The organism is Aeromonas sp. R1-1 (genome assembly GCF_040908495.1).
GTDB lineage: Bacteria > Pseudomonadota > Gammaproteobacteria > Enterobacterales > Aeromonadaceae > Aeromonas > Aeromonas veronii.
Window position 1 is genome coordinate 1 of the sequence record NZ_JBFODV010000037.1, and the last position, 4727, is coordinate 4727.

General features: G+C 53.8%; 4 protein-coding genes and 1 pseudogene. 4 read left to right on the forward strand and 1 reads right to left on the reverse strand.

The window, feature by feature from the left end:
• Positions 1–328 (forward strand): annotated as a pseudogene (locus AB5Y92_RS01685) (homoserine kinase); the annotation flags it as partial.
• Complete coding sequence (thrC, locus tag AB5Y92_RS01690; protein ID WP_368225290.1) at positions 325–1599, forward strand: threonine synthase; 1275 nt, start codon at positions 325–327, stop codon at positions 1597–1599. The pseudogene AB5Y92_RS01685 and the gene thrC, both read left to right, overlap by 4 nt.
• A 395-nt stretch (positions 1600–1994) precedes the next feature.
• On the opposite strand, the gene AB5Y92_RS01695 is transcribed toward thrC, so the two are convergent.
• Positions 1995–2744 carry a hypothetical protein gene (locus AB5Y92_RS01695; RefSeq protein WP_210403385.1) on the reverse strand — a complete coding sequence of 250 codons (750 nt, stop codon included), beginning with the start codon at positions 2742–2744 and terminating at the stop codon, positions 1995–1997.
• A gap of 759 nt (positions 2745–3503) precedes the next feature.
• Here AB5Y92_RS01695 and AB5Y92_RS01700 point away from each other — a divergent pair.
• Both AB5Y92_RS01700 and AB5Y92_RS01705 read left to right on the forward strand, forming a co-directional pair.
• Positions 3504–3881, forward strand: a complete 378-nt coding sequence (locus tag AB5Y92_RS01700; RefSeq protein ID WP_181363641.1) for a hypothetical protein — start codon at positions 3504–3506, stop codon at positions 3879–3881.
• A gap of 225 nt (positions 3882–4106) precedes the next feature.
• The gene (locus AB5Y92_RS01705; RefSeq protein ID WP_368225293.1) at positions 4107–4688 is read left to right on the forward strand and encodes a DUF1349 domain-containing protein; all 582 of its coding nucleotides are present in this window, start codon (positions 4107–4109) and stop codon (positions 4686–4688) included.
• The last annotated feature ends 39 nt before the right edge of the window (positions 4689–4727 follow it).

Below are 4727 nucleotides of genomic sequence, written 5' to 3' on the forward strand. Positions count from 1 at the left end.
TCGTCGCCTGGCTGCCTTTGTCCACGCCAGCTATACCGGACAGGAGGGATTGGCGGCGAGCGTCTTGAAAGACGTGATTGCCGAGCCCTACCGCGCGGCGCTGATCGAAGGCTTTGCCGAGGTGCGGGCGCAGGCGGCCCAGAACGGGGCGCTGGCTACCGGCATCTCCGGCTCCGGCCCCACCGTGTTTGTGGTGATGAAGGATCTGGCGCAGGCCGAGCGGATGAAGGATTGGATGGAAGCACATTTCGTGCAGAACGAAGATGGATTTGCCCGGGTCTGCAAACTGGACATGGCCGGGGCACGGGTAACAGGAAGCGAGCTATGAATCTCTACAACATCAAGGACAACAGCGAACAGGTGAGCTTCGCGCAGGCGGTGCGCCAGGGCTTGGGTCGCGAACAGGGGCTCTTTTTCCCCGAACAACTCGAACCGCTGGCCGATGTGGATGCCCTGCTGGATCTGCCGCTGGCCGAACGCTCTGCCCGCATCCTGAGCCACCTGCTGGGGGACGAAGTGCCCGCAGCCAAAGTGAGCGAGCTGATTAACGCCGCCTTCACCTTCCCGGCGCCGCTGGTGAAACTCAAAGACGGCACCTATGCCCTCGAGCTGTTCCACGGCCCGACCCTGGCATTCAAGGATTTCGGCGGCCGCTTTATGGCCCAGTGTCTCGCGGCGTTCAGAACCAACGACAAGATCACTATCCTCACCGCCACCTCCGGCGACACCGGCGCCGCCGTGGCCCACGCCTTTTACGGGCTGGAGGGGATTGAAGTGGTGATCCTCTATCCCAAGGGCAAGATCAGCCCCTTGCAGGAGAAGCTCTTCTGCACCCTCGGCGGCAATATCCGCACCATCGCCATCGATGGCGACTTCGATGCCTGTCAGGCGCTGGTAAAACAGGCCTTTGACGACGAGGCGCTGAAAAAGGCCATTGGCCTCAACTCCGCCAACTCCATCAATATCAGCCGTCTGCTGGCGCAGGTTTGCTACTACTTCGAGGCGGTGGCCCAGCTGCCGAAAGCCTCCCGCGCCAAGGCTGTGATCAGCGTGCCGTCCGGCAACTTTGGCAACCTCACCGCAGGCTTGATTGCCAAGGCGCTGGGGCTGCCGGTGAAGCGTTTTATCGCCGCCACCAACGCCAACGATACCGTGCCGCGCTACCTGAAAACCGGTCAGTGGGAGCCGCACCAGACAGTGGCCACCCTGTCGAACGCCATGGATGTCAGCCGCCCCAACAACTGGCCGCGAGTGGAAGAGCTCTGCCGTCGCAAGGGCTGGGCGCTGGAGACCCTGGGTTCCGGCATGCGTGACGATGCCCAGACTCGCGATGCCCTGAAACGGCTGCACCAGCAGGATTACCTCTGTGAACCCCACGGCGCCATTGCCTGGGATCTGCTGGGTGAACAGCTGGCCGAGGATGAGGTAGGGGTGTTCCTCTGCACCGCTCATCCCGCCAAGTTCAAGGAGTCGGTAGACGAGATCCTCAATCTCGATGTACCGCTGCCCGGCCCGCTCGCCAAGCACGCCGAATTGCCGCTCTTGTCTCATAACTTGCCAGCCGAGTTTGCCCGGTTAAGAGCATTTTTGGTGGGCTAACTGCTGTGTCGTGATAATCGATAGAAATAAAAATCCCCCGGTGATGGGGGATTTTTGTTTTCTGTATGATGAAAGGTGATCCAGCTCGGGCTGCTGTTAGTTTCCTACGACTCCTAGTTGGTTGCTGGAATAGGGATTGAATGGATCACAGGTTAGAGAGACTATGTACGCAGAGTGCTTTGGCATCGGTACCATTAATTGGCAAGTTCAATGAATCTGTGAAATAGTTCTTAGGGCTCGATATGTGCTTTTTCGCTTGATACAAGGTTATCGCAGTTCTCCCATAACTTGCTGGCAAAGTAAGTTGTATCGATGCTGAGTTGTCAGAATAAAAGTTACCTATATTGATGGATTTTATAAACTTGCAATAGTGTTATGCTGAAAAGTTTTGGACTTTATTTCCTTCTTTTCTTACTTCCGATGCTTTTGGGCTTATCTTGCCCAAAAGAAATATCGCCTGATTTAACCATGGCCTTAATGAATGGTTGAGCAACTTTCGGATTGTTAAGCATTAACCTAAATAGTTCTGCTTCATTTATTTCCTCACCAGATTGTTTGCGAATCATCAACTCGACAAGCTCTGGCGATTCGAGAATTCCTTGCATCGCCACCATCTCAGGTGGTATTTCTTCGGCCTTTTTATAATCTGGGAAAGGATATCCAATTAACTTCGCCATTTCAAGGAAATGATTATCTGGGCGTTCTGGGTCTTTATCTAAATGAGCAAAGTAATTTGCTAATTGCTCTGCGAGTCCTTTTAATCCTGATGGGGTATTTTCATACTCAATATATCTAAGGTGTGCTATGTCAAAAGGAACAGAAGGTGCATCTTTGTCCTTAATGATAATAGTTCCTGCACGACATGCATGCCTCAGGCCAAGCTCATAAAAAACATTGGGGTTTGGATAGGTTACATCAACAACTACATAGTCTGAATGCATTATTCTAGTTATGATATCGGTTGTTATTGTTCCAGGGAGGGATATATCGTCTGCTCTAGAAACCTCTAGAGATGGGCGGGCTCTTAAAATAGCCTCTTTAATTAAATCATCATACTTATTCCTTAGTTTATCTGCAGAAATAGTACTTCCATCGAGAGATTGCTCTCCGATGGCCATTACAACAAAGCAAGTTTTTGCAGTCATATATAAATCCTTATTTGAATTGTTATTTATATTTTCTATTTTTAGGATTATTGATAGTCATTATTAAATGAGAGGATGTCCTGAAATAGGAAAATGATAATCATCTTAACGTATGTTGGGTCAACCATTGTTGGATGGTGCAGAACAAAGTGAAGCAGAACGTTTATCATGAAAACAAAATTCGATAGTTTATTTTCGATTACCGCTATTCCTATCTTATTTTGAAAATCATATTTCCCGTTTGTTGAGCTCCGCTACGCTCAGCGCCAACCTACAAACTTCATCAATTACTGTGCAAAACCCACGCTACCGCCCGTGGATTACAGCTTCCAAAATGCTCCATTAACCAGCGAGGGCAGTAGCCCATCACAGATGAATAGGCACCAGATGGCTATGTTAAGCCAATCGAATCTGGCCATACCAGTCAAAAAGTGGCGTAACTGTCAGTAATGATTGTTTTTTTGCGCTGGTTCAAAAAACAGCAGAGGTCGGGCTTCGGATTCCCATGACCCTTGATTCTATTGGGGCTGGCGGGAAAGTAGGGGGCAGGCTTGCTGTTGGAGAAGGCTTTACGGGGACAATCCAGCTCTGCCAATCGGCGTTATAGTGCGGGCGATGGTTGCCCTCTGCTCCGCTCCCAAGCTGGCGAGGCGGGGGATCTGCGGCAACAATCAGCTGTTGCAATCACAGCCATTTGCAACACATCGTCATGCAAATATGACCATGCAAACACATCACCAGATAGAGAGGAGATCACCCATGAAGCGTACCATCCTGTTCGGCCTGCTCTGCGGCAGCGTGCTGCTGGCCAATCCGGTCTTTGCCAACGATGCAGCCCAGTTGCAGTGCGAGGCGCAGGCCGCGGCCAAAAAGCTTAACGGCGCCGCCAAGACCAGCTTTGTCGGCAAGTGCGTGAAAGATGCCGCTGGCGCCGCGACCGGCGAGTGCGAGAAGGCGGCGGCTGACAAGAAGCTGGCCGGTGCAGCCAAGAACAGCTTTATCCAGAAGTGCGTGAAGACGGGCGCGGCGATGGATCCGGCGGCCAAGTGCGAGAAGGCGGCGGCCGACAAGAAGCTGGCTGGCGCGGCCAAGAACAGCTTTGTCCAGAAGTGCGTGAAGGATAGCGCCGCCAAGTAAGGCATTTTCTCATCCGGTGTGTTTGCGGGGGGCCATCAGGCCCCCCGCGCTTTTTGGGGCGCACTGATGGCGCAACGCACAAGCCTTGTATCGAGGCTGCAATAGCGACACTATTGACTCCTTTTATGGGTTCCGCAGAGGCGCAGCCATGACCAGTCGTGACCGGACGAGGCGTTGGCGAGCCCCATTTCTGCGGGATTACGCGCGATAAGGGAGCAAAGCAGGATGATGGAAGGGCAACAATGGCGCTGGCTCAATGAGCCCGCCGAATGGCACCAGACAAACGACGGTTTGCAGGTAGTCACGGACCAGCAGACCGATTTTTGGCGTAGCACCTGGTATGGCTTCGAGCGCCACAGCGGGCATCTCTATGGCTGCGAGGTGGCGGGTGAGTTTACCTTTCAGGTCTGCGTCGAGGGGGAGTTCACCACCCTCTACGATCAGGCGGGGCTGATGCTGCTGCAAGACGAGGCGCACTGGCTAAAAGCGGGGATCGAGTACAACGATGCCCAGCCGATGATCGGCAGCGTGCTGACCAATCCGCGCTCTGACTGGGCCACCGGCATTTTCCCCGGTAATCCGCGCCGCTTCTGGCTGCGGCTGACCCGGCTGGCCGATTGCCTGCGTCTGCAATACTCCACCGATGGCAAGGTGTGGCCGCTGCTGCGCCTCGCCCCGTTCCCGCCAAGCGAACGATGCTTTATCGGGGTGATGTGCTGCACACCGGAGCGGCAGGGGCTGGCGGTGCGCTTCTCTGACTTGCGCCTCACGCCGCCCCTTGGCAAGGCGCTCCATGATTTGAGCTAGGCCAGCGGTTTTGCCTGCGACATTGAGCCAATAAAAAAG

Coding starts and splice junctions, on each gene's coding strand:
- thrC (WP_368225290.1), top strand. CDS start 325: ATGAATCTCTACAACATCAAGGACAACAGCGAACAGGTGAGCTTCGCG.
- AB5Y92_RS01695 (WP_210403385.1), bottom strand. CDS start 2,744: ATGACTGCAAAAACTTGCTTTGTTGTAATGGCCATCGGAGAGCAATCT.
- AB5Y92_RS01700 (WP_181363641.1), top strand. CDS start 3,504: ATGAAGCGTACCATCCTGTTCGGCCTGCTCTGCGGCAGCGTGCTGCTG.
- AB5Y92_RS01705 (WP_368225293.1), top strand. CDS start 4,107: ATGATGGAAGGGCAACAATGGCGCTGGCTCAATGAGCCCGCCGAATGG.